Raw genomic sequence first — 25,920 nt, 5'->3', positions numbered from 1 at the left:
ACGTCATTCTCCCCAGCCGGTGCGCTTGCTGGTCTGGCCGATGCCGGGATTGAACGTGTTGGTGGGGTCCAGCGCACGATAGAACGCCGCGAGCGCCGGTTTGGCCGGATAGAGATGGCCGACGTTGTGTTCGGCTGGATACTCCGCGCCGCGCGCGTCCAGCAATGCCCAGATGCCATGTTCCACCGCGAGCGGATCCGTTCCCCGCCGCACGATGTAGTCCTGGTGGAAGACGTGGCAGAAGAAGTGCCCGTAGTAGAGGCGCGCGACCATCGTGTCGGCCAGCGCGGCCGGCAGCGTCTCCACCCAGTCGCGGTCGTCGCGGCGCAGGGCGACATCCAGGGCGACGATGTCTTCCACCTCCGCGCGATGCACCTCGCGGTAGCGCACCGCCGCACCGGCTACCGCGAACCGGTGCAGGAACGCCTTGCGCCCTTCGTCGGCATCGCAAGCGAAGAACGCGCCCTCACGACCCGCGAAGAAGCGGTCGAGGAAATCGCGCGTGGTGTCTGCGTCCTGCGCCGACACCTTGAGCAGCAGGTGATGTTCGTAGCGCGCGCGGAAATCGCGCAGGCGCGGCGGCAGATGATCCGGCAGCCATCCGGACAGCGTCTGCAGCACGCGGTCGGTCAGGCCGCGCACGCCCCAGCGTTCGCACCAGCCGTCGATGCGGCTCTTCAGCGCGAACGCCGCCGGCACCCGGTCGGTGCCGAAGCGGTCGATCAGCAGGAAGGTGTCCTTGCCATACCGGTCGCCGATGTCGAAGGCGTCGCGGTGGATGTATTCGCCCGAGATCGGCAGGCGCTCGGCCGCGGTCAGCAGATGCCGGCGCACGCCGGTGAGATCGTCGGGATCGTTGCTGCCGATGTAGAAGACCGACGCAGCGTCCTTCTCGAACGTGTCCAGCCGCACCGCGAACACCGCCAGGCGGCCCGCGCAGCCGGAGGCTTCGTGCAAGCGTGCGACATCGGCGTTGTAGCGCGCCGGCGTGCCCGCATCGACTTGCCGCACGTGGTCCGCGTAGTGCTGGTCGGATGCGACGCGCGCGGCGTCGTGGACGACGTCCGCCGGTGCGTAATCGCCGGCCTGCAGGCGGGTCAGGATTTCTTCCGGCGTGTCGCCGAGCGCGATGCCCAGGTGGTTGACCAGCCGCAGCACGCCGTCCGCGCCGCGCTGCGCATACAGCGCCAGTTCGGTGTACGCCGGACCGCGCCGCACCAGCGCGCCACCGGAGTTGTTGCACACGCCGCCGAGCACGGACGCGCCGATGCACGACGAGCCGATCACCGAATGCGGCTCGCGACCCCGCGGCGCGAGCGTCTTTTCCAGCACGTCCAGCGTCGCGCCCGGCAGGCAGACCACCTGGCGACCGCCGTCGAGCACCTGCACGCCGGTCAGCCGCTGGGTGCTGACCAGCACGATGCCGCGGTCGTAGCCGTCACCATCCGGCGTGGAACCCCCGGTGAGCCCCGTGTTCGCGGCCTGCATCAGCACGATCCGCCCGGCCTGCACGGCGGCCTCCAGCACGCGCCACAGGGCGAGCAGCGTGCCGGGGCGCACCACGGCCAGCACCGGGCCGTCGCCGAAGCGGTAGCCCTTGCGGTAGCGGCGCGTCGCCCGCGCGCCGGTCAGCACGTGCGCGGCGCCCACGGCCTCGCGCAGGCGGGCCAGCAGGGCTTCGTCGGACGGCATCGGCACAGGCATGGCCGCATGGTAGCGCGCGATCCCGGCGGCCCGGCCGGGCATGGCATCCTATGCGACCCATGGCCCGCATCCCCGACGCCTTCATCGACGAACTGCTCGCCCGGACGGATATCGTCGAGGTGGTGGGTGGGCGCGTCCCGCTGAAGCGCCAGGGCAAGGAATATTCGGCCTGCTGCCCGTTCCACGATGAGCGCTCGCCGTCGTTCACGGTCTCGCCGACCAAGCAGTTCTACCACTGCTTCGGCTGCGGTGCGCACGGCACGGCACTGTCGTTCCTGATGAACTACGACCGCCTCGAGTTCCTCGACGCGGTGGAAGAGCTGGCGCGCCGCAACGGCATGGAAGTGCCGCGCGAGACCCAGCAGCGCAACGAGAACAACGATACCCGCGACCTGTTCAATGCATTGGAAGCGGCCGCGCGCTTCTTCCAGCGCAACCTGGAGGGCAGCGACAAGGCGAAGGCGTATCTCGATGGCCGCGGCGTGGATGCGGCGATCCGCACGCAGTTCATGATCGGCTATGCGCCGGATGGCTACTCGGCGCTGAAAGACGCGCTGGGCACCGACGAGCGCCGGATGAAACTGCTCGACCGCGCCGGCCTGTTCTCCAAGAACGACCGCGGCCATGTCTACGACAAGTTCCGCGACCGGGTGATGTTCCCGATCCACGACCGGCGCGGCCGCGTGATCGCATTCGGCGGGCGCGTGCTGCAGAAGGACGACGGCCCGAAGTACCTCAACTCGCCCGAGACCGCGCTGTTCCACAAGGGCCGCGAGCTGTACGGCCTGTGGCAGGTGAAGCAGGCCAACCAGAAGATCGCGCGGCTGGTGGTGGTCGAGGGCTACATGGACGTGGTTTCGCTGTTCCAGTTCGGCGTGAAGGAGGCCGTGGCCACGTTGGGCACGGCGACCACGCCCGAGCATGCCGAACTGCTGTTCCGCAACGCGCCCGACGTGTACTTCTGCTTCGATGGCGATGCCGCTGGCCAGCGTGCCGCGTGGCGTGCCCTGGAATCGGTGCTGCCGCGCATGAAGGATGGACGCCAGGCGTTCTTCCTGTTCCTGCCCGATGGCGAGGATCCCGACACCATCGTGCGGCAGGAAGGCGCGGCGGGCTTCGACGCGCGCCTGCAGGAGGCGATGCCGCTGTCGGAATTCTTCTTCCAGGAACTGGGCAAGGACATCAAGCTCTCCACGCTCGACGGCAAGGCACGCCTGGCCGAGCGCGCGCGCCCGCTGCTGGCGCAGATTCCCGATGGCGCCTTCGGCGACCTGATGCGGCAGCAGCTGACCGTGGTGACCGGCGTCGGCGCAGGCAGCGCCGCAACACCGTCGGCACCGCCCACGCCGACGCGCCGTCCGCCCGCGACGAGTCCGGGCCAGAAGCCCAGCCTTGTCCGCCACATCATCGTGCGCCTGCTGCACAAGCCCGCGCTCGCGCTGGCGATCGAATCCACGCATGGCTTCTCCGCCCTGCGCCTGCCTGGCATGGAGCTGCTGCTGGAACTGATCGCGCTGGTGCATGCGCGCCCCGACATCACCACCGGCGTGCTGCTGGAGCATTTCGCCGAGCGGGACGAAGCGGCTGCCTTACAGAAGCTGGCGATGCAGGAGCTGCCCGGCGATGAGGAAAGCTGGCGGCTCGAACTGCTCGACGCCGCCGTGCAGCTGGAAAAGCAGATGCTGCAGCAGCGCCTGGAGGAACTGCAGGCCAAGCAGCGCAATGTCGGCCTCGACGAAGCCGACAAGTACGAACTGCGCACCCTGTTGCAGGCCCGCATCGGCCGCCATTGAAGGTCGCGGGTTTCCGCGGCACACAGGGCAGTCTAGACTCCGGGCATCGACTCGCCACGGAGCTGCCATGCGCCTGATCGCCTTGTCCGTCGTCCTCGTCGCGCTGGCCGGTACCGCGGCCGCCGCGCCCGTCGAACGCAAGCACGTGGGCAACCGCGTCAGCGAGGACGTGCCGGAGATCCCGGCCGATCTGCTGGAGCGTCTCAACCGCTACCAGAACACGCGTGGCGCGGCGTTGGCCGGATGGACGAAGGACGGCTGCCTGCTGATCGGCACCCGGTTCGCCGAAACCAACCAGGCGCATCGCGTCTGCCAACCGCTCGGCATGCGCGAGCAGCTGACGTTCTATCCCGAACCGGTCGCCGGCCTCACGCCCGCACCGCCGCAGGCGTGGCGCGACGGTTTCGTCTTCGGCAAGGACAAGGGCGGCGACGAGTTCTCGCAGTTGTACTGGTTCGATACGCAGACGCGCTCGACCACGCTGTTGACCGACGGCAAGCGCAGCCAGAACAGCGGCGTGGTGATCAACCGCGACGGCTCGCTGCTCGCCTATGCCAGCACCGCGCGGAACGGCACCGATCGCGACATCTGGCTGCGCGATACCCGCGCCGGCACCAGCCGCTTGCTGTTGTCGGCAGGCGGTTCGTGGACGCCGCTGGACTTCTCGCCCGACGGCAAGGAGCTGCTGGTGTCGCGCTACGTGTCCGCCGCCGAGTCCTATCCGGGCGCCGTGGACCTGGCCACCGGCAAGCGGGAGGAATTCCCGGTGGACGGCGGCAAGGCGGCGTTCGGCCGTTTCGCTTATGCGCAGTCCGGCAAGGGCGTGTACTTCATTTCCGACGAACCGGTGGCGGGCCAGCCCAGTGAATTCAGCCGCCTGCGCTTCCACGATCCTGCCAGCGGCAAACTCGAGGTGCTGACGGCCGACGTGCCTTGGGATGTCGAAGACTTCGCGCTGTCCGACGACGGCAAGCACCTCGTTTATTTCACCAACGAGGATGGCATCGGCAAGGCGCACCTGCTCGCCCTGCCCAGCCATCGCCCGGTCGCGCTGCCGGAACTTCCGGTGGGCATCATCGATGGCGGTGCGTTCTCGCCGGACGGGAAGCGCCTGGCGGTCACCCTCAACACCTCCACCTCGCCCAGCGATGTCTACGTGATCGGCCTGGCCGACCGCTCGCTGGTGCGCTGGACGCAAAGCGAAGTCGGCGGCCTCGATACGTCGAAGTTCGTATCGCCGTCGCTGATCCGCTATCCCACATTCGACCAGATCGACGGCGCACCGCGTACGATCCCTGCGTTCTACTACACGCCGGCCAAGGTGCCTGCCGGTCGCCGCCTGCCGGTCATCATCAGCATCCATGGCGGGCCGGAAGGCCAGTCGGTGCCTTCGTTCAACGCAGGCACGCAGTTCCTGGTGAACGAGCTGGGCGTGGCGGTGCTCGTGCCGAACGTGCGCGGCTCCACCGGCTACGGCAAGACCTTCCTCTCGCTGGACAACGCGGAAAAGCGCGAGGATTCGGTGAAGGACATCGGCGCGCTGCTGGACTGGATCGCACAGCAGCCCGAGCTGGATGCCTCGCGCATCGGCGTAGTGGGTGGCAGCTACGGCGGCTACATGGTGCTCGCCTCGCTGACCCATTACAGCGATCGCATCCGCGCGGGCATCGACATCGTCGGCATCTCCGACTTCACCACCTTCCTCACCAACACCGAAAGCTACCGGCGGGACCTGCGCCGCGCCGAGTACGGCGACGAGCGCGATCCGGCGATGAAGGCGGTGTTCGACCGCATCTCGCCGTTGCGCAACGCCGCGCGGATCAGGACGCCACTGTTCGTCGCGCAGGGCCGCAACGACCCGCGCGTGCCGTACACCGAAGCCGAGCAGATCGCCAAGGCGGTGCGCGCGAACGGTGAGCCGGTATGGTTCCTGATGTTCGACGACGAAGGCCACGGTTTCCGCAAGAAGAGCAATGCGGACTATTTCGGCGCGGCGAGCATCCTGTTCTGGCAGCAACACCTCCTGGACTGAGCGGAGCGCGCTCACCATGAAGCCACTCGCACGCGTCATCGCCCTGCTGGCCCTCGTGCTGGCCTGCTTCCCGCTCCATGCGGGCGACTTCACCGAACCCCGGCCCGGCCTGCATACCGGCGGGCAACCGACCCTCGACGAGCTGAAGCGGCTCAAGGACGAGGGTGTGCGCACCGTGATCGACCTGCGCGGCCCACAGGAAGTGCGCGGCTACGACGAGGCGGGCGAAGTCGAAGCACTGGGCATGACGTACATCGCGCTGCCGATCAGCGGCAAGGAGGACATCAGCGCGGCGAACGCCCAGGCACTGCACGCCTTGCTGCAAGGCCGCGAAGGCAAGGTGCTGCTGCATTGCGCGTCCGGTAATCGTGTCGGCGCGCTGCTCGCGCTGGGCGCGGCGCAGTTGGATGGCCTGTCCGCGGATGAAGCCCTGGCCCTGGGTCGTTCCGCCGGACTGAAATCGCTGGAACCGGTGGTGGTGGAACAGCTCGCCACGCCTGCCCCGGCGGAATCGAAGTAAGGCGTTAGACCATCGCCGGCCGCAGCAGCGGCATCATCCAGTGGTCGGCGAGCAGGAACGCGAACAACGCCATCAGGTAGACGATGGAATAGTTGAACACGCGCATGGCGAAGAACTCGTCGGGCGGGTTCAGCAGGCGCCACGCGTACCAGAGGAAGACCGAACCCAGCACCAGCGCGCCGCCCAGGTAGAAGAAGCCGCTCATGCCGAACACCACCGGCAGCACGGTCACTTCCACCAGCAGCACCGTGTAGAACAGGATCTGCCAGCGCGTGTACGTCACGCCGTGCGTCACCGGCAGCATCGGCACCAGCGCGCGCGCGTAGTCTTCGCGACGGAAGATCGCCAGCGCCCAGAAATGCGGCGGCGTCCACACGAAGATGATCAACACCAGCAGCAGCGCGTGCGGCCAGTCCCACTCGCCCTGCATGCCGGTCATCGTGGCCCAGCCCAGCAGCGGCGGCGCCGCGCCGGCGATGCCGCCGATCACGATGTTCTGCGGCGTGGCGCGCTTGAGGAACACCGTATAGACCACGGCATAACCGATCAGCGACGCGAACGTCAGGATCGCGGTGATCGTGTTGACCCACAGCACCAGGATCGCCATCGACAACGCCGCCAGCACCAGTGCGAACACCAGCGCCTGCCACGGCTTCACCTGGCCCTGGACCAGCGGACGCCACGACGTGCGCGCCATCTTCGCGTCGATGCGCGCGTCCAGCAGTTGGTTGATCGCCGCCGCGCTGGAGGCCGCCAGCCAGATGCCGAGGAAGCCGAGCGCCCCGCGCACCAGTTGTGCACCATCAGGCAGGCCATCGATCGCGAGGAACATGCCGACGATCGCGGTGAACACGATCAGCGCCACCACGCGCGGCTTGGTCAGGTCCCAGTATTGGCGGTAAGTCGAGGCCATGTCAGTCGGGCCTGCGCAGGCGGGCGACCAGCGACACCATGGTGAACAACAGCAGCACCGCGCCAGCGTTGTGCGCGACCGCGACCGGCAGCGGCAGGTTGAGCTTCACGTTGAGGATGCCCAGCGTGACCTGCGCGCACACCAGCACCGCCAGCGTCAGCGACCAGCTGCGCATGCCCGGCGTGCGGAACAGGCGCAGCGCCAGCGCCAGCACGTAGAGCGCGACGATCACCGCCATGATGCGGTGGGTCAGCTGGATGGCGATGCGCGAGGCGCCATCGAGCACACCGCCTTCGTAGTCCACGCCGATCCCGCGCCAGAGCACGAAGGCTTCGCGGAAGTCCGCCGGCGGCACCCACTGGCCCACGCACTTCGGGAAATCCAGGCCACAGGCCAGCGCCGCATAGTTCGCGCTCACCCAGCCGCCCAGCGCGATCTGCACGCCAAGCAGCACCAGGCCACCGATCAACCAGCGTCGCAGTGTGGTGGTATCGGCCAGGGTGATCGGACGATCGGTGGCGCGCCACGCCATCCACACCAGCAGCGAGAACGTCGTCAGGCCACCGAGCAGGTGGCCCATCACGACGATGGGCTTCAGCAGCCACGTCACCGTCCACATGCCGAGCAGCGCCTGGAAGATGATCACCGCCAGCGTCAGCGTCGCCGCGCGCGCCAGGTCGATGTTCGACCAGCGCAAGGCGGCGAACAGCAGGATCGCTTCGCCCAGGATCGCCAGCGCGGATGCCGCACCGTGTTCGCCGTGCATGTACAGGGGAATCGCAGCGCCGACCAATCCCGCGGCAACCACGATCTGCGCGATGCCCCAGCGCCGGCGGCGTGCGGCCAGCAGCGCGAGCACCAGCACCAGCACGCCCAGCGATGCGGCGAGATGGCGGTGGATCTGTTCGCGCCATGCCTTGTGGGTTTCGAACGGACGGATCTCGCTGGCCACGTGCGAGGCCGCTTCATCGACCGCCTTCGGCCATGCCGCGCGGCCGTAGCAGGTCGGCCAGTCGGGGCAGCTCAGGCCGGCGTCGGACAGGCGCACGAAGGCGCCGAACACGACGACGCACAGCGTCAGTGCCACCGCCAGCCAGGCGATGCGATGGAAGTGTCTGTAGATCACGGGGCGCGCGATCTCGGGACGGTCGTTGGAAGTCATCATGGTCAGGGAGCGTGCGTGCGGCTCAGATCAGCTTGAGCAGCTTGGAGACGTCGGTGCGCAGATGGCCGGGATCGAAGCCGGGCGCGTAGCGCAGGATCACGAAGCCGTGCGGATCGATCACGTAGACCGGCACGCCGGCCGGATCGTCCACCTGCGGCAACGCGGCGCGCAGCGGGTCGTCGGCACGGACCACGCGCAGTGCCGAGTGGCGCGGCGCGCCGTCGGGATACGCGCCGATCCAGAGGATGTCGACGTCGTTGGCGTTGTGGCCGAACAGCTGCCAGACCTTGTCCAGGTCGTTCGCCAGCGTCAGGCACGCCTGCGCGCAGCTGGCCGGCGGTGCGACCACGATGCGCCAGCCACGCTCGGCCGGGTTCCAGTCGTACCGGCTGCCGTCCGCCAGCACGGGCACGATGGCGCGCGCGTCGGCGGGCGGTTGCAGCATCTGGCCGTGGTTCTTGTGCCCGGCCGGCTGCCAGCCGGCGAAGCGCAGCACGCCGGCACCGAACACGGTGCCGAAGAACAGGGCGAACAGGCCGACCAGCATCCAGCGCCCGCGGCGCCGCTGGGCGGGATCGAACGAATTGGAATCCATGCGGCTATTTTCTCACGCCGGGGCGCTCAATGCCCCTGCCGGGCGGGACGCCGGGAGCGCCAGGTCAGCACCAGCGCGGTGGCGAACACGGCGGCAGCCAGCCCGAACCACTGCACGGCGTAGCCGATATGGCGCTCCGGTGGCAGCGTGTTGGGCAGGATATCGAGGTCGCGGGCATAGCCCAGCGGCCGGTCCGGGTCCAGCTTGAGCACGCGCGGCGCCAACGCCGGCAGCCCCAGGGCCTCCTTCAACGCATCCCGCTGCAGTGCGATCACCAGCAGGCTGCCGTCGGGTTGGGCGCTCGGCGCGGCGTGGGCAATGCCTTCCGAGGGGGGCGGCACCAGCAGGCCGGCGACGCGCAGCTCGTTCGGTGGCAGCGGGATCTCCGGCATCCGGCGGTCGCCCGGGATCGGCAGCCACCCCAGTTCCACCAACACCGGTGCGCCGCCGCCCGCAGGCTGGAAGACACGGTACGCACGCACACCGGCCTGGCGGTCGCGGGTCTGGTTGTCGAGCAGGATCGCGGGGCCCGGCGCGAAGCGGCCCTCGCCCTCGGTCCAGTCGTAGCGGTCGGCACGCGCCTCGTCGGCGGCGATGGCCAGCGGCTGCGGCTGGCGCTCGGCCAGCACGCGCGCGGTTTCGGCCAGCATGGCCTGCTTCTGGTCCGCCCGTCCCAGCTGCCAGGCACCCAGGCTGCCGAACAGCGACATCGCCAGCACGGCCAGGGTCCAGCCGATCGGCAGCGGCATGCGCCGGCTCACGGGCTGCGTCCGAATGTCGCACCCACCACGGGCTCACCCTGGCGGAGCGATAATGCGCGCCTCGCCGCTGCGGCACCTCTCGAGGACGCCATGAACGATTCGCTGAAAACCCTGCTGATCATCGCCTTCCTCATCGTCATCGTCTGGAACCTGGGCGCCGGCCTGTACTACATGCTGGTGGACAAGAGCGAGAGCAAGCGCACCGTCAACGCGCTGACCCGCCGCATCGCGTTGTCCGTCGGGCTGATCCTGCTGGTGATCCTGGCGATCAAGATGGGCTGGATCCAGCCGCACGGCGTCAATCCCGGCTGAGCGCGCATTGTCCCGCGCGCCACCGGCCGCGCCAACCACGGAAAAGAAAAGGGCCGGCATTGCCGGCCCTTTCTTCGTCTCGATCGCCCGCGCTTACAGCACGTAGACGAACAGGAACAGGCCCAGCCAGACCACGTCCACGAAGTGCCAGTACCACGCCACGGCCTCGAAGCCGAAGTGGTTGTCCTTCGTGAAGTGGCCCTTGGCGCAACGGAACCAGATGATCGCCAGCATGATGGTGCCCAGCGTCACGTGCAGGCCGTGGAAGCCGGTCAGCATGAAGAACGTGGAACCGTAGATGCCCGAACCCAGGGTCAGGTTCAGCTCCTTGTAGGCGTGGATGTATTCCTCGGCCTGGAAGAACAGGAACGTGCAACCCAGCAGCACCGTGGCGCCCAGCCAGATCAGCAGCTGGCTGCGGTTGCCGGCCTTCAGCGCATGGTGCGCGATGGTGATGGTGATGCCCGAGGTCAGCAGGATCAGCGTGTTGAGCAGCGGCAGGCCCCAGGCCGGGATGGTCTGGAACTGGCCGCCCACCTGGCCCGGACCGGCGGTCGGCCACGCGGCCGAGAAGCCTTCCCACAGCAGGCTGTTGGTCATCACGCCATCGCCTTCGCCGCCCAGCCACGGCAACGCGAGCGTGCGGGCGTAGAACAGCGCGCCGAAGAAGGCCGCGAAGAACATCACTTCCGAAAAGATGAACCACACCATGCCCATGCGGAACGACACGTCCACCTGGCGGTTGTAGTGGCCGCTGACCGACTCGCGGATCACGTCGCCGAACCACATGAACAACGTGGCGCACAGCATCACGACGCCGGCGTAGAACGCCCACATGCCCCAGGCGGAATCATTGAGCCAGTTGGCCACGCCCACCATGGTGACGAACATGGCGATGGAACCCACGAACGGCCACTTGGAGCTGTGCGGCACGAAGTAGATGTTGGCGTCTGGCGAATGGGTTTGTCCCATGGCGTGGCTTCCGTTTGCTAAGCGTGATCAGGGTGCCGCGAGCGGCGAGGGCGATGCGTTGCCCGTGCCGATCTGCGCGGTCAGTGCATCGTTCTTGAAGAAGGTATACGACAGGGTGATCGTCTTCACTTCCGCCGGCAGGTCCGGGTCCACGATGAAGCGGACCGGCATGTCGCGGCTTTCGCCGGCCTGCAGGGTCTGGGCGGTGAAGCAGAAGCACTCGGTCTTGGTGAAATAACCCGACGCACGCGCCGGCGCCACCGACGGCACCGCGCTGCCCACGATCGGGCGCTCGCTGTCGTTGCGGGCGAAATACTTGGCCTCGTACAGCTCGCCGGGCACGACCTGCAGGGTCAGCTGCTCCGGATGGAAGGCCCACGGCAGCTTGGAATTCACGCCGCCGTCGAACTGTACGGTGACCGTGCGCTTGGCCTTGGCGGCGGCAATCGCCGCAGCCTGGCCAGGACCCTGCTCCAGGCGGATGCCGAACACTTTCTCGCAGGCGATGCGGTACAGCGGCACCAGCGAGAACGTCAGCACGAACACGGCGACGGCCACGCCCACCAGCTTGAACAGCCCGGCCGAGTTGGACTTCGCCGCGGTCATGCGCTGAGCACCGCGCGGGCGATGAAGCCCACGAAGATCGCGAACGCGATCCCGCCGATCACCCATGCGGTCCGCAGCACCGCCTTGCGGCGGCGCGCGAGTTCCTCGGGAGTAAGCGCAGGGGCGTTCATGCGGTACGGCTCAACGGTCTCAGTGGGTCACGTCGCCGTGCGCCAGGTCGCCATCCTTGATGACCGGCGGGACGGTGAAGGTGTGGTGCGGCGCCGGCGACGGCACCGTCCATTCCAGGCCACGCGCGTTTTCCCACGCGCGCGCCTCGGCCTTCTTGCCGTTGCGCAGCGACGACCACAGGATCGCGGCCATCAGGAACGGCGTGGCGAACATGCCGAACGCGCCGATCGAGCTGATGAGGTTCCAGTCCGCGAACACCGGGTTGTAGTCCGGGATACGGCGCGGCATGCCGGCCAGGCCCAGGAAGTGCTGCGGGAAGAACAGCAGGTTGACGAACACGATCGTCCACCAGAAATGGAACTTGCCCCAGAACTCGCTGTACATGCGGCCGGTCCACTTCGGCCACCAGTAGTAGGTCGCCGCGATGATGGAGAACAGCGCGCCGGTCACCAGCACGTAGTGGAAGTGCGCCACCACGAAGTAGGTGTCGTGGTACTGGAAGTCGGCCGGCACGATCGCCAGCATCAGGCCGGAGAAGCCGCCGATGCTGAACAGGATCACGAAGCCCACGGCCCACAGCATCGGCGTTTCGAAGGACAGCGAGCCCCTCCACATCGTGCTGACCCAGTTGAACACCTTCACGCCGGTCGGGATCGCGATCAGCATGGTGGCGAACATGAAGTAGATCTCGCCACCCAGCGGCATGCCCACCGTGAACATGTGGTGCGCCCACACGATGAACGACAGGAACGCGATCGAGGCGGTCGCGTACACCATGGCCTGGTAGCCGAACAGCGGCTTGCGGCTGAAGGTCGGGATGATTTCCGACACCACGCCGAACGCCGGCAGGATCATGATGTAGACCTCGGGGTGACCGAAGAACCAGAAGATGTGCTGGTACATCACCGGGTCGCCGCCGCCGGCGGCATTGAAGAAGCTGGTGCCGAAGAACTTGTCGGTCAGCAGCATGGTGACCGCGCCGGCCAGCACGGGCATCACGGCGATCAGCAGGAACGCGGTGATCAGCCAGGTCCAGCAGAAGATCGGCATCTTCAGCAGATCGATGCCCGGCGCGCGCATGTTCAGCACGGTGGCGATGATGTTGATCGCGCCCATGATCGAGCTGACGCCCATCATGTGGATGGCGAAGATGGTGAACGCCACGTTCGCGCCGCCCTGCAGCGACAGCGGCGGGTACAGCGTCCAGCCACCGGCCGGGGCGCCGCCCGGCAGGAACAGCGTGCCCAGCAGCAGGGTGAAGGCGAACGGCATGATCCAGAAGGACCAGTTGTTCATGCGCGGCAGCGCCATGTCCGGCGCGCCGACCTGCAGCGGGATCATCCAGTTGGCCAGGCCGACGAAGGCCGGCATCACGCCACCGAAGATCATGACCAGCGCATGCACCGTGGTCATCTGGTTGAAGAATTCGGGCGTGACCAGCTGCAGGCCCGGCACCATCAGCTCGGCACGGATCACCACCGACATGCCTGCGCCGATGATGAACATGATGAAGCTGAAGATCAGGTAGAGAGTACCGATGTCCTTGTGGTTCGTGGAGAAGAACCACCGCTCGATGAAGCTCTGCTGGTGACCGTGGTGATCGTCATGATGATCGACGGCGGAGTTGGCCATGTGCTTACTCTCTTGAAGCTAATTCGGACGGTCGATCAACCCTGCGCCGTCGGCGCAGGGGTCTCGGCGGTGGGGGCGGTCTCGGTGGCCGGCACGGCATCGGCCGGCGCGGCTTCCGCAGGCGCGGCGACGGGCGCGGGCTCGGCGGCCGGAGCGGGCTTCTTCGACGCCAGCCACTGCTCGAACTCGGCCTTCGGCACGGCCTTCACCACGATCGGCATGAAGCCATGGTCCTTGCCGCACAGCTCTGCGCACTGGCCACGGTAGATGCCGGGTTCCTTGATGTCGGTCCAGGCCTCGTTGACGATGCCGGGGATCGCGTCCTGCTTCCAGCCCAGCGCGGGCACCCACCAGGCGTGGATGACGTCGTCGGCGGTGATCACGAAGCGGATCTTGGTGTCGATCGGCAGCACCAGCTGGTTGTCGACGTCCAGCAGGTAGTGCGGGTTCTTGGCCAGGTCGGGCTTCTCGCCGCTCTGGCGGATGCGGTCGGATTCACGGTCCAGGCGGCTGGTGAACGCGACGTCCTCGCCGAGGTACTCGTACTTCCACATCCACTGGTAGCCGGTGACCTTGACGGTCATCTCGGCGTTGCGGGTGTCGTACATGGCGATCAGCTTGGCGGTCGCCGGCCAGGCCATGACCACCAGGATCAGCACCGGGATGACGGTCCAGATGATCTCGGCCGTGGTGTTGTGGCTGAACTGCGCGGCCACCGCACCCTTGGACTTGCGGAACTTGAACATCGCATAGCCCATCGCGCCGAACACGATGACGCCGATCACGATGCAGACCCACAGCGCCACCATGTGCGCGTCGTAAGCGTGCTGGGACGAGGCGGTGACGCCCTTGCCCATGTTCAGCTGCCACGGCTTCGGGTCCGCCGACTGCGCCCAGGCCAGTGCCGGCATTGCCAGCAGCGAGCACGCCGTCACCAACCGCTTCCACATCCCATTCACTTGCGTCATTGCCTAGACCCCAATGCGTCATCGGTTGCGGCCACTCGCGGCCGCCAGTAAATCCTGCAACGTGTCCGCCAGCTCCCGCCGCTCGGCCGGACCCAGGAAGTCGCCCACCTGGACCTGCTTGCCGCTGGATGCCAGCGAAATCCTTTCGCCTTCCCGCTCGATGTACAGGCGTACCCAGTAGGGATGCGCCCGGAATACCGCCCCGGACCGGGAGGTGCTCACCTCCACGGCGTCCGGCCCGATATGGATGTCCTCGCTCCGTTCGCCGCTGCGCCACAGCGCACGCAGCGCCGTGGCCAGGATGGCCGAATGGAGCAATGCAAAGGCCGGCGCGAAGGCATTGCCTCCCCACCAGCCCAGCATGGCGACGATCCACATCGCACCCGACAGTGCCGCGAACAACAGCACGAACTGGCGGCGCGACAGCGCCCTCGGCGGCCGTAGCCGGAGCCACGCGCCGTGTCCGTCCCACACTGACGGCACCACTTCGATCATGTCGTCCGCCACACGGTTGAGGCTGCGGAAAACCGTTAAATGGTAGCTCCCGACACACTTTGCGGCAAGTTTCATTGATCCAGGACAAGGCGCCCGGCCCCGTCGTGCGCACCTCGCCATGCGCCCGCAACGGCGTTCCGCGACCCCCGTCACTGCATCGCGCGGCAGGAGCGTGCGCGGCCCGCCGCAACGGTGCCCGGCCATATCAAGGCCGGCGCCGCGGCCCTAAACTAATGGACTGCCTTTGGACTGCCCTGCCGTCATGTCGACCCCGTCACCGCTCCCGTCGCCTGCCGCCCTGCCGGCCGGCGGCATCGTCGCTCCCGAACTTCCCGCGCCGCCGCCCGCGCTGCGGGCCGCCATCACGGCCGCCTGGCTGCGCGACGAGACCGAACACGTCCGCGAACTGCTGGAGCAGGCCCGCCTGCCCGCCGCCGAGCAGGCCCAGGCCCAGAAACTGGCCGCGGACCTGGTGAAGCGGGTGCGCGCCCGCGCCCAGGACCAGGGCGCGATCGAGGCCTTCATGCGCCAGTACGACCTCGGCAGCGAGGAAGGCGTGCTGCTGATGTGCGTGGCCGAAGCCCTGCTCCGCATCCCGGACCAGGAGACGGCCGACAAGCTGATCCGAGACAAGCTGGGCGACGCCGATTGGGAAAAGCACCTGGGCCAGAGCGACTCGGTGCTGGTGAACGCCTCCACCTGGGGCCTGATGCTGACCGGCAAGCTGGTCAACCTGAACGACCTGACCCGCGCCGATGTCCCGGGCGCCTTCAAGCGTCTGGTCGGCCGCGTGGGCGAGCCGGTCATCCGCCTGGCCGTGCGCCAGGCCATGCGGATCATGGGCCACCAGTTCGTCATGGGCCGCACCATCGACGAAGCGCTGTCGCGCAGCCGCAAGGGCGACAACGCCGAGTACCGCTATTCCTTCGACATGCTGGGCGAGGGCGCGCTGACCACGAAGGACGCCGCCCGCTATCTGGAAGCCTACCGACAGGCGATCCACGCGATCGGCCGCACCGGTCCGTTCGCGGACGTGCTCGCCGCACCCAGTATCTCGATCAAGCTGTCCGCGCTTCACCCGCGCTACGAGCACGCCAAGCGTGCCCGCGTGATGCGCGAGCTCGCGCCGGCGATCCTCGAGCTGGCGCAGCTGGCCAAGTCCTATGGCATCGGCTTCACCATCGACGCCGAGGAAGCCGACCGCCTGGAACTGTCGCTGGACCTGATCGAAGCCACGTTCTCCGACGCCTCGCTGGCCGGCTGGGAGGGTTACGGCCTGGCCGTGCAGGCCTACCAGAAGCGTACTCCGTACGTGATCGACTTCCTGGCCGACCTCGCCCGCCGCGCCGGTCGCCGCATGCCGGTACGCCTGGTGAAGGGCGCGTACTGGGATGCCGAGATCAAGCGCGCGCAGATCGATGGCCATCCGGGCTACCCGGTGTTCACCCGCAAGCCGAACACCGACGTGTCCTACCTGGCTAACGCACGCCGCATGCTCGACCACGGCGACGCGCTGTACCCGATGTTCGCCACCCACAACGCGCAGACCATCGCTGCGATCCGCTCGATCGCGCAGGGCCGGCCGTACGAGCACCAGAAGCTGCACGGCATGGGCGACGACCTGTACGCCGAAGTGGTGCCGAAGCACCGCCTCGACACGCCGTGCCGCGTGTACGCGCCGGTCGGCTCGCACGAGGACCTGCTGCCCTACCTGGTGCGCCGCCTGCTCGAGAACGGCGCCAACAGCAGCTTCGTCAACCGCATCACCGACGAGAACGTCGCCATCGAGGACCTCGTGCGCGACCCGGTGCAGACGGTGTCGGAATTCGATTCCATCCCGCACCCGCGCATCCCGCTGCCGGTCGATCTCTTCCGGAGCCAGCCGGCTCCTATCGCCTCTTCTGACAGGAACAACTCCATGGGCGCCAACCTCGCCAACGACAACGACCTGCGCGCGCTGGCCGAGCGCATCAACGCGGCGGTCAAGCCGTGGCGTGCGGCGCCGTTGGTGCCGGGCGCCGTCGTGGCCAGCGCCGCGTTGCCGGTGACCAATCCCGCCGACCGCCGCCAGACCGTTGGCGAATGGCAGCCCGCCGACAGCGCCGCCGTCGAGAAGGCGTTGGCGAATGCCGTCGCCGCGCAGCCGGCCTGGGACCGTACGCCGGCCGCCAGCCGCGCCGCGATCCTGGAGCACGCCGCGAACCTGCTGGAACAACGCCTGCCCGACTACATCGCGCTGTGCGTGAAGGAAGCCGGCAAGACCATCCCCGACAGCGTGGCCGAAGTACGCGAAGCGGTGGACTTCCTGCGCTACTACGCCGCGCAGGCGCGTACGCAGTTCGGCGCAGCGGAGCACCTGCCCGGTCCGACCGGCGAATCCAACCAGCTGCAGCTGCAGGGCCGTGGCGTGTTCGTCTGCATCAGCCCGTGGAACTTCCCGCTGGCGATCTTCCTGGGCCAGGTCAGCGCCGCGCTCGCCGCCGGCAACGGCGTGATCGCCAAGCCGGCCGAACAGACCAACCTGATCGGCCATGCCGCGGTGAAGCTGCTGCACGAAGCCGGCATTCCCGAGGCGGTGCTGCAGTTCCTGCCCGGCGACGGCGCCACCGTCGGCGCCGCACTGACGAAGGATCCGCGCGTGGCCGGCGTGGCCTTCACCGGCTCCACCGAGACCGCGCGCGCGATCAACCGCGCGCTCGCCGGCCGCGATGCCGGCCCGATCGCCACGCTGATCGCCGAAACCGGTGGCCAGAACGCCTTCATCGCCGACTCGTCCGCGCTGCCGGAGCAACTGGTGAAGGACGCGATGGGCTCGGCGTTCACCTCCGCCGGCCAGCGCTGCTCGGCCGCGCGCGTGCTGTTCGTGCAGGACGACATCGCCGACAAGGTGATGACGATGCTCGCCGGCGCGATGGACGAACTGAAGATCGGCGACCCGGGCCTGCTGTCGACCGACGTCGGCCCGGTGATCGACGCCGATGCGCTGAAGATCCTCGACGACCACGCCGCCCGCATGTCGGCCGAGGCGCGCCTGATCAAGCAGGCGCCGTTGCCTGATAACGGCCGCGGCGACGAGACCGCGCACGGCACCTTCTTCGCCCCGCGCGCGTGGGAGCTGAAATCGCTCGACCAGCTGCACAAGGAAATCTTCGGGCCGGCCCTGCACGTGGTGCGCTGGAAAGCCGACCAGTTGGATGCGGTGATCGACCAGATCAACGCCACCGGCTACGGCCTCACCCTCGGCGTGCACTCGCGCATCGACGAGACCATCGACCGCATCGCCGCACGGGTGAAGGTGGGCAACGTGTACGTCAACCGCAACCAGATCGGTGCGGTCGTCGGCGTGCAGCCGTTCGGTGGCCAGGGCCTGTCCGGCACCGGCCCCAAGGCCGGCGGCCCGCACTACCTGCCGCGCTTCGCCACCGAGAAGACGGTGACCGTCAACACCACGGCGGCCGGCGGCAATGCCTCGCTGCTGACCCTGGGCGATTGATCCGCCCACGGGCCTGCCCCTCGCTGGTTCCCAAGCCCCGCTCCGGCGGGGCTTTCTTTTTCCTATGCCATGACCAACCGCACTGAATCGTGAGCGGCGGTGGGGTGAAGCTGTGCCTGCGCGCGATGCCATCGCTGAACCGTCACTTCATGCGGGCGAGCATCGGCGGCGACGCGCTGCCGGATCGTGGCGCATTCTGCGTTTAGCCGAAGACAGGGAGCTCCACGGCCATCACGGCCCCATCGCATGACGACCGATTTCTACAACCTGCTGTTGACCGACTGTGCGCTGGCGGCCGTGCTGCTGGCGCTTTTCCTGTACGTGGGGCGCGTCTCGCGCGGCGTGCGCGGCATCGCCACGTGGGGCGTGGCGCACTTCCTCTACTCGCTGGGCGCGGCGATGCTCGACGGCACGGCGCAGGAGTTGGTCCTGGCGGGCAACGACTCGCTCGCGCACTGGACCGCCGGCATCGGCGGCCTGCTGGCCTGCGCCGGCCTGGTCGGCCTGGCCTGGTCGATCATCCAGTTCGTGCAGCAGCGGCCGCTGGCGTTGTGGGAACGGGCGCTGCTGCCGGTCTGCATCGGCTTCTCGCTGGCCGGCTGGGTACTTCGCGGTACGGTCGATGCGCAGGGCGCGGCGATGAGCGCCACCGAAGTGATCGTGCTCGCCGTGATGGTCCGCCACCTGCTGGTGCTGCGTCGCGCACCCGACCACGTGCCCGCGCGCCTGATGATCGCGGGCAGCCTGATGCTGCTGTGGCTGTACGGCAGCGACCTGCTGGCCGCATTGACCGGAACGTACGGACCCAACCCGATCTGGGTAAACCTCGATCTGTCGATCTGGTACCTGCTCAACTTCTGCATGCTGATGCTGGCCAGCTTCCGCGCCGCGGAGCCGCTGCGCCGTGGCGCGCTGTTCGATCCGCTGACCGGCGCACTGAACCGCCGCGGCCTGGACAACGAACTGGAAGCGCGCGGTGCCTGGCATGCGGCGGAGCACGGACTGGCGGTGATCGCGCTGGACCTCGACCACTTCAAGGCCGTCAACGACGACCACGGGCACGAGGCCGGCGACCTGGTATTGCAACGTTTCTCCGACGTGGTCCGCGGCTGCATCCGCAACGACGATCTGTTCGCGCGCCTCGGCGGCGAGGAGTTCATGCTGGTGCTGCGGGATACCCATGCCGAAACCGCGCATGCGCTGGCCGAACGCATCCGCCAGCAGGTGATGGCGCTGGAGTTCTCGCCGATCGGCGCGGATTTCCGCGTCACCGTCAGCCTCGGCATCTCCTTCACCGGAGACCGGCACGCGCAGTACGACACGTTGATGCGGCTGGCCGACGAAGCGCTGTACGCCGCCAAGCACAAGGGCCGCAACCGGATCGAGGTACGCTGGCATCCTGCCTGACCGGAGGATCGCCATGCCGCTGCACCGCCTCACCCTTGCCCTGCTCGCACTGTGCAGCGCCCCCGCCGTCCATGCGTCGGCACAACACGTCGCGTGCCCCACCGACCCGGGCGTTGCGCCGCGCGGCGAGCTCACCGCCGCGCGCGTGGCGGCCGCGACGCCGGGCGATGCGCAGGATCGCCTCTACGAAGGCCCGGTATGGCGCGATGGTGCGCTGTACCTGTCGGACTTCGTGCACAACGGCACCTTCCCGTCGCGCATACGGCGATTCACGCCACCGGACCGGTGGGAGACGGTGCTGGAGGACAGCGGCAGCAACGGGCTGGCCCTCGATCACGAAGGCGCGCTCATCGCCGCGACCCACGACCGCAAGCAGGTCGCCCGCGTGGACCTCGCGCGCGGCACGCGCACCGCGCTCGTCTCAACGTTCGATGGAGCGCCTTTCAACTCGCCGAACGACCTGGTGATGGCCGCCGACGGCACGCTCTACTTCACCGATCCGGACTACCAGCGCAAGGCGGCCCCCGGCGGCCAGCCGCTGACCCGCGTGTACCGCCACCACGACGGCACCACGACGGTGGTGGACGACACGCTGCGCAATCCCAACGGCATCGCGTTGTCGCCGGAGGGCGGCACGCTCTACGTGGCCGGCGGCACGGCCGACGGCGATGTGTTGCGTGCGTATCCGGTGACGGCGGGCATTCCCGGCCCGGGGCGCGACCTGGCCCGCATCTCCGGCGGCGACGGCCTGGCCGTGGACTGCCTCGGCAACGTGTACGTCACCGAGCACGGCGCGCATCGCGTGCGCGTGTTTTCGCCTGCGGGCGACGTGCTGGCGACGATCCGCGTGGATGCCAACATCACCAACGCGGCGTTCGGCGGTGCGGAACGGCGCACGCTGTTCCTCACCGGTGCGGCCAGCCTGTGGTCGATCGACCTGGACGTCGCCGGCCTGCCGTACTGACGCCCTGAAAAGAAAAACCCCGCCGAAGCGGGGTTTTTCATCGGACTGATGCGCAGGGCGATCAGAACTTGTACTGCATCGACACGCCGTACAGGTCGGCGCCGCCCTCGAACTCGCCGACCAGGCGCGCACGCGTGCTGGTGGTCAGGTCGACTTCCGGCGTATCGACGATGTCGATCTTGACGTAGCTGGCGTTGAGCTCGAAGTGCTCGGACAGCGCCCAGGTCAGGCCCAGCGAGTACCACATGCGGTCCTGGTCGGGCAGGCGCGGGGTGCGGTACGGGCGGCTCACCGGGGAGTCGTCGCGCGCCACGCCGGCACGGAAGGTGAAGGCCTCGCTGAACTTGTACTCGCCACCCACCGAGTAGAACCAGTTCTCGCCCCAGTTGTACTCCTCGGCCGAATCCGGCTGGCCGGCGTTGTCGAACTCGATGCGGATTTCCTGCAGCGAGGTCCAGTCGGTGCGGCTGGCTTCGGCCATCACGGTGAAGCGGTCGGTCGCGTAGTACGTGGCGCTGAAGGTGTCCACGGTCGGCGTGGTCAGCTTGGCCAGTGCGCCGCCGTCCAGGAACAGCGGACGGGTCAGCGGATTGGCATCGAACGCGGTGCGCACGCTGGCCGGCACGGTGAAGTCGCCGGTGCCTTCCAGTTCGTGGTCGATTTCGGAGCGGTGCGAGTAACCCAGCGACAGCTTGTCGGTCGGGCGCCAGTTCACGCCGAAGATCCAGCCGATGCCGTTGTCGGTGCCGTTGACGTGGGCCAGGCCATCGTTGCGCTGCGGGCCGTAGGGCGTGCCGGGCGTCAGGCAGGCGGTCGGGTTCTGGCTGCAGATGATGGTGCCGAAGTCGACAGCCTGCGACAGCGTCACGTCGGCGTGTTCGTAGATCAGGCCGGCGCCGATCGAGAAGCGGTCGCTGAGCGCCAGCGAGGCGGCCAGGGTCAGGTCGACGATCTTCACGTCCGATTCCAGCGCGTGGTAGCGACCCACCCAGCCGGCGTCGTATTCGGTCTTCAGGCCGAACGGCGCGCTGATCATGGCGCCGATGGTCAGGTAATCGAAATCGCCGCTCAACGGCAGGATGAAGGACGCGGCCGGCACGGCGGCCACGTCGCCGGCGTCGCCGCCGTTGCCGCCGGTCAGCGGCTGCTGGAACGGGGTGCCGGTGGCGGCGGTGCCGCTGCCGGTGAATTCGTAGGACAGGTCGATCGCGGTGACGTCGGCCTGCAGGGTGCGCTCGGTGAAGGTGGACATGACGGCCGGGTTGTTCACCACGACCGAGGCGTCGCCCTTGGCGGAGGCCGCACCGGCCATCGCACGGCCCTGGGCCTTGACGCTGTTTTCCTTCAACTGGAAGGCGGCGGCGTGCACGTCGCCGTAGGCGAGCACGCCCGCGATGCCGAGGGCAAGCGCGGACACGCGGGTGAGGTTCTTAGCAAATTCCATCAGTGTTCTCTCCGGAGACGTGGGTAAGAAATCGTCTGCGTCGTCGAAGGCCGTGGTGTGTGGTCCACCTTTTCGGCCTGCCGGAAGCCCCTCCCGACATACGACGCCGTATGCAGTATACCCGCTAACCAAACACTAACAATCCACCGTAAGTCCTTGCCCCTATTCAGTTTCGTTGCGTCGCACCATGGGCAGCGGAAGGGGTAGCCGGTACAGTGCCCGCGCATGTTCGTGTCCATTCCCTCCCGCCAGAAACCATCGCTTCGCTGGGCCACGCCCGCGCTGGCCATCGTCCTGCTGGCCGCGTTCCTGTGGGCGCGCTCGCTGGGTGGCGTCGCGCAGAGCGATCTGCTCAGCGAATGGGGCGCCCTGACCGGGGGAATGGTGGCGCCCGAGGTCTGGCTGGCGTCGCTGCAGCGCGGCACGGTGCTGCGGCTGTTCACGGCGTTGTTCCTGCATGCCGACTGGGCCCATCTGGTGGGCAACCTGGTCTTCCTGCTGATCTTCGGCCTGCCTGCCGAGAGGGCCATGGGCCCCTGGCGGTTCCTGCTGCTGTTCCTGGTCGGCGGCGCCGTGGCCAACGTGGCCGCCGTGCTCAGCATCGACGCGCCGGACCGGGTGGTGATCGGTGCCAGCGGGGCCGTCTCCGCGGTGATCGGCGCCTACCTGGCGTTGTTCCCGACCGCACAGCTGGGCGTGGTACTGCCGCTGGGATTGTTCATGGAAGTCGTGAAGGCGCCCGCCTCCGTGTTGATCGGCGTATGGGCGCTGCTGCAGGTGGTGTTCGCCTACACCGGCCCGACCTTCGGCACGGTGGCCTGGCCGGCGCATATCGCCGGTTTCCTGTTCGGCGTGGTGTTCGCGCTGTTCGTGCGCGCCGCCATCGCCCGGCGCATGCGCAAGCGGCAGGGTTACTGAGCGGCGGCGCCTATAATCGGCGCCATGAAGACCACGCTCTACAAAGTCACCTTCCACAACCACACCAAGGTCTACGAGCTGTACGCACGCAAGGTGGCGGCCAGTGGGCTGTGGGGGTTCACCGAAGTCTCGGAACTCGTGTTCGACTTCCACGAGGGCCTGGTGGTCGACCCCACCGAAGAGCGCCTGCGCGACGAGTTCGGCGGCACGCGCGTGCTGCACCTGCCGATGCAGAGCATCATCCGGGTGGAGGAAGTGGAGCGGAAGGGCCAGTCCGCCATCCGCGATGCGGCGACCGGCGAGAAGGTCGTGACGCCGTTCCCGATGCCCGCCAAGCCGCGCTGAGCCGCCCCCGCCGGTACATGCCGGCGTCCGGTTTCCCCCCGCGTGCACGCGCGCGATCGCCTCTATGATGGCGCGTCACGCACAGGGCGCCCGGATGTCCACCTCACAATTGTCGGTCTACTTCTTCCTGCAGGCGGGCCTGATCATCCTGGCGTGCCGCCTGGTCGGAAAACTCGCCCAGCGCATCGGCCAGCCGCAGGTGGTCGGCGAAATGATCGCCGGCGTGATGCTCGGCCCATCGTTGTTCGGCGCGGTGCTGCCGGACGCGCAGGCGGCCCTGTTCCCGAAGGACACCCTGGACATGCTGTACGTCGGCGGCCAGGTGGGCGTGGGCATGTACATGTTCCTGGTCGGTACGGAATTCCAGGCCGACCACATCCGCACCCGCTACCGCAGCGCGATGGCGGTGTCGTGGGCCGGCATCGCGGTGCCGTTCGTGCTGGCCTTCGCGCTGGCGCCGTGGCTGCAGCACGTGCCCGGCCTGTTCGCCGACAAGGCGCGCTTCCTCGAAGTCGCCCTCTTCCTCGGCGCCGCCATTGCGATCACCGCCTTCCCGATGCTGGCGCGCATCATCCACGAGCGCGGCCTGGCCGGCACGCCGCTGGGCACGCTGGCGCTCACCGCCGGCGCGATGGACGACGCGGCCGCCTGGTGCATCCTGGCGATCGTGCTGGCGAGCTTCGGCGGCAGTTGGAACCAGGCGTGGCTGGCGATCGGCGGCGGTATCGCCTACGTGGCCTTCATGCTGCTGGCCGGGCGCCGGCTGCTCGCGCCCCTGGCCGCGCAGGTCCCCGCGGAAGGCCCGCTGCCCACGCCGGTGTTCGCCTGGGTCATGGCGGCGTTCTTCCTTTGTGCGTGGGCGATGGATGCGATCGGCATCCATGCGGTGTTCGGCGGCTTCATCCTCGGCATCTGCCTGCCGCGCGGCGCGCTGACCGAGCGCCTGCGCGAGCGCCTGCAGGGCATGGTGGTGGTGGTCCTGCTGCCGCTGTTCTTCACCTATTCCGGTTTGAAGACCCAGCTCTCCGTGCTGCTCGATCCCGCCATCCTGGTGCCGGCGATCGCGATCCTGCTCGCCTCGTTCGGCGGCAAGGCGATCGCGTGCTGGGCTGCGGCGCGCCTGTCGGGCGAATCGCCGCGCGATGCGAAGGCGATCGGCGCGCTGATGAACGCGCGCGGCCTGATGGAACTCATCATCATCAACATCGGCCTGCAGGCGGGCATCATCAAGCCGGGCCTGTTCACCATCCTGGTGATCATGGCGATCCTGACCACGTTGATGGCCACGCCGCTGTTCAACCGGATCATGCGCGACCGCCGGGCGCCGGCCGCGCCCGCACCGGGCGCATCGCCCGGCTGATAACGGCCGGTCAGCGCGCGGCGGCCGCGGGCTTCGCGCGCGCGGTGACGGCGATCTTCTTCAGTTCCACCAGGGCCGCCTTGATCGGGGCCTCGCCATCGAGCACATCGCCCGGCAGGTAACCGGCCTGGCCTTCGTCGTCGCCGCGCAGGTGGCCCGGCAACGTCGCCTCGGTGATGTAGAGCTGGCCATCCTGGCCGACGATGGCATCGGGCGCGCTGCCCTCCGGCTTGACCACCACGTCGGGGACGATGCCGCTGGCCTGGATCGACTTGCCGCTGGGCGTGTAGTAGCGCGCGGTGGTCAGCTTGACCGAATCGCCGTTGTCGAGCGGCAGCACGGTCTGCACCGAGCCCTTGCCGAACGTGCGGCTACCCACCACGCGTGCGCGGTCGTTGTCGCGCAACGCGCCGGCGAGCACTTCCGAGGCGCTGGCCGAACCCGCATCCACCAGCACCACGACCGGCGCGCCGGAGAGACGGTCGCCCGGCGTGGCGTCGAACTTGGAATCGCTGATCGACAACCGCCCGCGGGTGCTGACGATGTTGCCCTTCTCCAGCAGTTCGTCCGCCACCTGCACGGCGGCGAGCAGCAAGCCGCCGGGATTGCTGCGCAGGTCGAGCACCAGCCCGCGCAGCGGGCCCTTCGCCTGCAGCGTGTCCAGCTGCTTCTGGAAATCGGCGGCGGTGTCGGTCTGGAACGCGCTGATGCGCACGTAGCCGTAGCCGGGTTCGAGCAGCCTGCCGCGCACGCTGGTCACGCGGATGGTGTCGCGAACCAGGGTGACGTCGAATGGCTTGGGCGTGCCTTCGCGGACGATGGTCAGGGTGATCTTGCTGCCGGGCGCGCCACGCAGCGGCTCCATGCCGTCGTCGGCGCTGATCGGCTTGCCGTCGATGGCGGTGATGACGTCGCCGGACTTGATGCCGGCCTTCGCCGCCGGTGTGTCGTCGATCGGCGACACCACCAGCAGGGTGCGGTCGGCCTGCTGCTGCAGTTCCACGCCGATGCCTTCGTAGGCGCCGCTGGCCTGCTCGTCGAAAGCGTCGGAATCCTGTTTGTCGAAATAGGTGCTGTGCGGATCCAGGTCGAGCAGCAGGCCACGGATGGCCGACTGCATCAGCTTCTTGTCCTCCACCGGCTCCACGTACGCTTCTTTCACCGCATTGAACACGGCGACGTAGCGGCGGATCTCGTCCAGCGGCACCTTCGACGGGGCGTTCTCGGCCGCATCCGGATCATCGCTGGGTGCGACCACGGGCGGCCCGTCCGCCTGCGGCGCCTGCTGCTGCGCCGACGCGGGCAACGCCGCGAGCAGGGCAACGGTCAGGAGGGCCAGGGGAAGGCGCTGCAGCATGCGGAAACTCCGGGAGAGGCTTCAAGGGACTT

22 protein-coding genes and 1 pseudogene are annotated in these 25,920 nt (G+C 68.2%); 10 read left to right on the top strand and 13 right to left on the bottom strand.

Going from position 1 to position 25,920, the window contains the following annotated elements; genetic code table 11:
- Positions 1-3: 3 nt before the first annotated feature.
- Positions 4-1,692 carry a D-lactate dehydrogenase gene (gene dld / locus ASD72_RS11920; RefSeq protein ID WP_056880248.1) on the bottom strand — a complete coding sequence of 563 codons (1,689 nt, stop codon included), beginning with the start codon at positions 1,690-1,692 and terminating at the stop codon, positions 4-6.
- Between the two features lie 71 nt (positions 1,693-1,763).
- Here dld and dnaG point away from each other — a divergent pair, with 71 nt between their 5' ends.
- The 3 genes from dnaG (at position 1,764) to ASD72_RS11905 (ending at position 6,049) form a co-directional block, all read left to right on the top strand.
- Positions 1,764-3,497: a DNA primase gene (gene dnaG, locus ASD72_RS11915; RefSeq protein ID WP_056880154.1), complete on the top strand. Its 1,734-nt coding sequence runs from the start codon at positions 1,764-1,766 to the stop codon at positions 3,495-3,497.
- Between the two features lie 67 nt (positions 3,498-3,564).
- Complete coding sequence (locus ASD72_RS11910) at positions 3,565-5,529, top strand: prolyl oligopeptidase family serine peptidase (RefSeq protein ID WP_081420306.1); 1,965 nt, start codon at positions 3,565-3,567, stop codon at positions 5,527-5,529.
- Positions 5,530-5,545: 16 nt separating this feature from the next.
- Entirely contained in the window at positions 5,546-6,049 is a 504-nt protein-coding gene (locus ASD72_RS11905) for a sulfur transferase domain-containing protein (protein WP_056880153.1), read from the top strand.
- 4 nt (positions 6,050-6,053) lie between these two features.
- Here ASD72_RS11905 and cyoE read toward each other — a convergent pair whose 3' ends face one another.
- From cyoE to ASD72_RS11885, 4 genes are read right to left on the bottom strand one after another with little or no spacing between them, the layout of a single operon-like run.
- On the bottom strand, positions 6,054-6,962 hold the full coding sequence (gene cyoE / locus ASD72_RS11900) for a heme o synthase (RefSeq protein WP_056880152.1): 909 nt from the start codon (positions 6,960-6,962) through the stop codon (positions 6,054-6,056).
- Position 6,963: 1 nt separating this feature from the next.
- Entirely contained in the window at positions 6,964-8,127 is a 1,164-nt protein-coding gene (locus tag ASD72_RS11895; protein ID WP_081420305.1) for a COX15/CtaA family protein, read from the bottom strand.
- 22 nt (positions 8,128-8,149) lie between these two features.
- Positions 8,150-8,722, bottom strand: a complete 573-nt coding sequence (locus tag ASD72_RS11890; protein ID WP_056880151.1) for a hypothetical protein — start codon at positions 8,720-8,722, stop codon at positions 8,150-8,152.
- A 26-nt stretch (positions 8,723-8,748) separates the two neighbouring features.
- Positions 8,749-9,471 carry an SURF1 family protein gene (locus tag ASD72_RS11885; protein ID WP_056880150.1) on the bottom strand — a complete coding sequence of 241 codons (723 nt, stop codon included), beginning with the start codon at positions 9,469-9,471 and terminating at the stop codon, positions 8,749-8,751.
- Positions 9,472-9,573: 102 nt separating this feature from the next.
- On the opposite strand from ASD72_RS11885, the gene ASD72_RS11880 reads away from it, so the two are divergent.
- Entirely contained in the window at positions 9,574-9,795 is a 222-nt protein-coding gene (locus ASD72_RS11880; RefSeq protein WP_056880149.1) for a twin transmembrane helix small protein, read from the top strand.
- Between the two features lie 93 nt (positions 9,796-9,888).
- On the opposite strand, the gene ASD72_RS11875 is transcribed toward ASD72_RS11880, so the two are convergent.
- The 6 genes from ASD72_RS11875 to ASD72_RS11855 are packed head-to-tail and all read right to left on the bottom strand — an operon-like array spanning position 9,889 to position 14,600.
- Positions 9,889-10,767, bottom strand: a complete 879-nt coding sequence (locus ASD72_RS11875; protein WP_056880148.1) for a cytochrome c oxidase subunit 3 — start codon at positions 10,765-10,767, stop codon at positions 9,889-9,891.
- Positions 10,768-10,794: 27 nt separating this feature from the next.
- A complete protein-coding gene (locus ASD72_RS11870; protein ID WP_056880147.1) occupies positions 10,795-11,373 on the bottom strand; it encodes a cytochrome c oxidase assembly protein in 579 nt (192 codons plus the stop codon).
- Positions 11,370-11,504: a hypothetical protein gene (locus ASD72_RS21665; protein ID WP_255357651.1), complete on the bottom strand. Its 135-nt coding sequence runs from the start codon at positions 11,502-11,504 to the stop codon at positions 11,370-11,372. Before ASD72_RS21665 ends, ASD72_RS11870 begins: the two co-directional genes overlap by 4 nt.
- Before the next feature lie 19 nt (positions 11,505-11,523).
- Entirely contained in the window at positions 11,524-13,137 is a 1,614-nt protein-coding gene (gene ctaD / locus ASD72_RS11865) for a cytochrome c oxidase subunit I (RefSeq protein WP_056880146.1), read from the bottom strand.
- Positions 13,138-13,172: 35 nt separating this feature from the next.
- The gene (gene coxB / locus ASD72_RS11860; protein ID WP_056880145.1) at positions 13,173-14,105 is read right to left on the bottom strand and encodes a cytochrome c oxidase subunit II; all 933 of its coding nucleotides are present in this window, start codon (positions 14,103-14,105) and stop codon (positions 13,173-13,175) included.
- Between the two features lie 18 nt (positions 14,106-14,123).
- Positions 14,124-14,600, bottom strand: a complete 477-nt coding sequence (locus ASD72_RS11855) for a DUF2244 domain-containing protein (protein WP_056880245.1) — start codon at positions 14,598-14,600, stop codon at positions 14,124-14,126.
- Positions 14,601-14,862: 262 nt separating this feature from the next.
- Between ASD72_RS11855 and putA the strand changes: the two genes are divergently transcribed.
- From putA to ASD72_RS11840, 3 genes are all read left to right on the top strand, one after another.
- On the top strand, positions 14,863-18,093 hold the full coding sequence (putA, locus tag ASD72_RS11850; RefSeq protein ID WP_056880144.1) for a bifunctional proline dehydrogenase/L-glutamate gamma-semialdehyde dehydrogenase PutA: 3,231 nt from the start codon (positions 14,863-14,865) through the stop codon (positions 18,091-18,093).
- A gap of 246 nt (positions 18,094-18,339) precedes the next feature.
- Positions 18,340-19,500: a GGDEF domain-containing protein gene (locus ASD72_RS11845; protein WP_056880143.1), complete on the top strand. Its 1,161-nt coding sequence runs from the start codon at positions 18,340-18,342 to the stop codon at positions 19,498-19,500.
- A gap of 13 nt (positions 19,501-19,513) precedes the next feature.
- The gene (locus ASD72_RS11840) at positions 19,514-20,464 is read left to right on the top strand and encodes an SMP-30/gluconolactonase/LRE family protein (protein ID WP_056880142.1); all 951 of its coding nucleotides are present in this window, start codon (positions 19,514-19,516) and stop codon (positions 20,462-20,464) included.
- Positions 20,465-20,525: 61 nt separating this feature from the next.
- Here ASD72_RS11840 and ASD72_RS11835 read toward each other — a convergent pair whose 3' ends face one another.
- Positions 20,526-21,908 (bottom strand): outer membrane protein transport protein, encoded by a 1,383-nt coding sequence (locus tag ASD72_RS11835; RefSeq protein WP_056880141.1) that lies wholly within the window; start codon positions 21,906-21,908, stop codon positions 20,526-20,528.
- A 225-nt stretch (positions 21,909-22,133) separates the two neighbouring features.
- Here ASD72_RS11835 and ASD72_RS11830 point away from each other — a divergent pair, with 225 nt between their 5' ends.
- The 3 genes from ASD72_RS11830 (at position 22,134) to ASD72_RS11820 (ending at position 24,531) form a co-directional block, all read left to right on the top strand.
- Positions 22,134-22,826, top strand: coding sequence for a rhomboid family intramembrane serine protease (locus tag ASD72_RS11830; protein WP_056880140.1), 693 nt, complete (start codon positions 22,134-22,136; stop codon positions 22,824-22,826).
- Between the two features lie 24 nt (positions 22,827-22,850).
- Positions 22,851-23,171, top strand: a complete 321-nt coding sequence (locus ASD72_RS11825) for a DUF1820 family protein (protein ID WP_056880139.1) — start codon at positions 22,851-22,853, stop codon at positions 23,169-23,171.
- Between the two features lie 94 nt (positions 23,172-23,265).
- A complete protein-coding gene (locus ASD72_RS11820; protein WP_056880244.1) occupies positions 23,266-24,531 on the top strand; it encodes a cation:proton antiporter in 1,266 nt (421 codons plus the stop codon).
- 13 nt (positions 24,532-24,544) lie between these two features.
- On the opposite strand, the pseudogene ASD72_RS11815 reads toward ASD72_RS11820, so the two are convergent.
- Positions 24,545-25,888 (bottom strand): annotated as a pseudogene (locus ASD72_RS11815) (S41 family peptidase); the annotation flags it as partial.
- Positions 25,889-25,920 lie beyond the last annotated feature (32 nt).

Origin of the sequence: Pseudoxanthomonas sp. Root630, from assembly GCF_001427585.1 — a bacterium.
Taxonomy (GTDB): domain Bacteria; phylum Pseudomonadota; class Gammaproteobacteria; order Xanthomonadales; family Xanthomonadaceae; genus Pseudoxanthomonas_A.
Note: the sequence above shows the minus strand (reverse complement) of the source record. Positions and strands in the feature narration are given on the sequence as shown.

Coding starts and splice junctions, on each gene's coding strand:
- dld (WP_056880248.1), bottom strand. CDS start 1,692: ATGCCGTCCGACGAAGCCCTGCTGGCCCGCCTGCGCGAGGCCGTGGGC.
- dnaG (WP_056880154.1), top strand. CDS start 1,764: ATGGCCCGCATCCCCGACGCCTTCATCGACGAACTGCTCGCCCGGACG.
- ASD72_RS11910 (WP_081420306.1), top strand. CDS start 3,565: ATGCGCCTGATCGCCTTGTCCGTCGTCCTCGTCGCGCTGGCCGGTACC.
- ASD72_RS11905 (WP_056880153.1), top strand. CDS start 5,546: ATGAAGCCACTCGCACGCGTCATCGCCCTGCTGGCCCTCGTGCTGGCC.
- cyoE (WP_056880152.1), bottom strand. CDS start 6,962: ATGGCCTCGACTTACCGCCAATACTGGGACCTGACCAAGCCGCGCGTG.
- ASD72_RS11895 (WP_081420305.1), bottom strand. CDS start 8,127: ATGATGACTTCCAACGACCGTCCCGAGATCGCGCGCCCCGTGATCTAC.
- ASD72_RS11890 (WP_056880151.1), bottom strand. CDS start 8,722: ATGGATTCCAATTCGTTCGATCCCGCCCAGCGGCGCCGCGGGCGCTGG.
- ASD72_RS11885 (WP_056880150.1), bottom strand. CDS start 9,471: ATGCCGCTGCCGATCGGCTGGACCCTGGCCGTGCTGGCGATGTCGCTG.
- ASD72_RS11880 (WP_056880149.1), top strand. CDS start 9,574: ATGAACGATTCGCTGAAAACCCTGCTGATCATCGCCTTCCTCATCGTC.
- ASD72_RS11875 (WP_056880148.1), bottom strand. CDS start 10,767: ATGGGACAAACCCATTCGCCAGACGCCAACATCTACTTCGTGCCGCAC.
- ASD72_RS11870 (WP_056880147.1), bottom strand. CDS start 11,373: ATGACCGCGGCGAAGTCCAACTCGGCCGGGCTGTTCAAGCTGGTGGGC.
- ASD72_RS21665 (WP_255357651.1), bottom strand. CDS start 11,504: ATGAACGCCCCTGCGCTTACTCCCGAGGAACTCGCGCGCCGCCGCAAG.
- ctaD (WP_056880146.1), bottom strand. CDS start 13,137: ATGGCCAACTCCGCCGTCGATCATCATGACGATCACCACGGTCACCAG.
- coxB (WP_056880145.1), bottom strand. CDS start 14,105: ATGACGCAAGTGAATGGGATGTGGAAGCGGTTGGTGACGGCGTGCTCG.
- ASD72_RS11855 (WP_056880245.1), bottom strand. CDS start 14,600: ATGATCGAAGTGGTGCCGTCAGTGTGGGACGGACACGGCGCGTGGCTC.
- putA (WP_056880144.1), top strand. CDS start 14,863: ATGTCGACCCCGTCACCGCTCCCGTCGCCTGCCGCCCTGCCGGCCGGC.
- ASD72_RS11845 (WP_056880143.1), top strand. CDS start 18,340: ATGACGACCGATTTCTACAACCTGCTGTTGACCGACTGTGCGCTGGCG.
- ASD72_RS11840 (WP_056880142.1), top strand. CDS start 19,514: ATGCCGCTGCACCGCCTCACCCTTGCCCTGCTCGCACTGTGCAGCGCC.
- ASD72_RS11835 (WP_056880141.1), bottom strand. CDS start 21,908: ATGGAATTTGCTAAGAACCTCACCCGCGTGTCCGCGCTTGCCCTCGGC.
- ASD72_RS11830 (WP_056880140.1), top strand. CDS start 22,134: ATGTTCGTGTCCATTCCCTCCCGCCAGAAACCATCGCTTCGCTGGGCC.
- ASD72_RS11825 (WP_056880139.1), top strand. CDS start 22,851: ATGAAGACCACGCTCTACAAAGTCACCTTCCACAACCACACCAAGGTC.
- ASD72_RS11820 (WP_056880244.1), top strand. CDS start 23,266: ATGTCCACCTCACAATTGTCGGTCTACTTCTTCCTGCAGGCGGGCCTG.